At 34.1% G+C, this 1,345-nt stretch carries 1 protein-coding gene; it reads left to right on the top strand.

Annotation, left to right across the window (positions count from 1 at the left end; genetic code table 11):
• A partial coding sequence (locus F555_RS0100010) for a methyl-accepting chemotaxis protein (protein ID WP_018153185.1) occupies positions 1-470 on the top strand: 470 nt, incomplete at its 5' end.
• Positions 471-1,345 lie beyond the last annotated feature (875 nt).

The following is a 1,345-nucleotide window of genomic DNA, read 5'->3' as shown; positions in this document are numbered from 1 at the left end:
GAGAAGCTGGAAAAGGATTTGCAGTTGTTGCAAGTGAAATTAAATCACTGGCAGAAGAGATTGGTAAATCTGTGGATGATATTGCCAAAACCATTTCAGGCATCCAAAGTAGAATCGAAAAAACCATTGATTTGGGATTAACTGGTAAAGATGAAGTCGACAAAGGAGTTGTAGCCATAGATGAGGTAAACAGTGCGTTTATGAAAATTAAAGAAAGTGTAGATAAAGCGATGGTAAAAATAAATGCCATTAAAGAAGACTCCAAACGGGCATCAGAGAACGTACAGCAGGCATTGAGAAACGTTCAAGATATTGCTTCAATATCTGAGGAATTTGCAGCTACTGCGGAAGAACTAACCGCTAGTGCTGAAGAACAGAATAGAATCATGGACGAGATAAGCAAAGCTACTGATAAAATAGCAGACGTTTCAGATAGGGTATCTGAATCAGCTAGTAAATTTAAAGTTTAATCGGAGCTCGAAGGAGCGTTATGAATTAGACAAAAACCGAAGGTTTTTGTTACTCGCTTACTTCGTAAGCGAAATCATAGATTTTCAAAACCCTTAAAGGGAAGACTTAAAACCTTCGGTTTCGAAGCGAAGCGAAGAGCTGCAAAATCCACAAGGATTTTGCTTAATTAAGTTTTCCTTACTTTCGAAGAACTACGAAAACGAAGGTTTTCGTTCAATCGTTCGGAAATGTTGCAAAACTCGAAAGAGTTTTGTTCAATAAATTTTAATCCTTTCTTTTCTTTTTTAGATTAAATAACAGTAATTTAAGAACATTTGTTTTTACAAAGGATTTCATTTCATTTCTTAAAATTATTTAAATACTATAGTTATTTATCCGTTAATTTTCCCAATATCGTAATTAAAAGTGCTAATTACACAACTACCTACATAAAAATATTATATATTATAGTTACAGTATACTAAAATGAGCTCTAACCCGCAGACGGTAACCTCCGGTATGCGAGTACATCCGAAATGCAGCTGGCAATTATTATAGTCGTTCTGTAATATATGTCAGTTACAATTTTAAAATAAATTTAGATGTTTGTTAAATTTCAGTTTAACGAAATTTAAGGAAGCATACATCCCATTGCAGAACGACCCATGTTTATCTTGTTAAATACTATTGCCACCAGATTAGTGAAAATCAGCGTACTATAGTCCATATTATAAGTTCCAAACTAGTGATAATTACATATATACGGGCATGTATTGGTGTGGCATATAACTGACATGATAGCATACAACATAAATAAATCGGGAGGGGTGTGAAAGTGCTCAGAAATATATCTGTAAAGACCAAGATTTTATCCACCATAGCAATTTTGGTGCTT

The organism is Methanothermococcus thermolithotrophicus DSM 2095 (genome assembly GCF_000376965.1).
GTDB classification, from domain to species: Archaea; AGJL01; Methanococci; order Methanococcales; family Methanococcaceae; genus Methanothermococcus; species Methanothermococcus thermolithotrophicus.
Note: the sequence above shows the minus strand (reverse complement) of the source record. Positions and strands in the feature narration are given on the sequence as shown.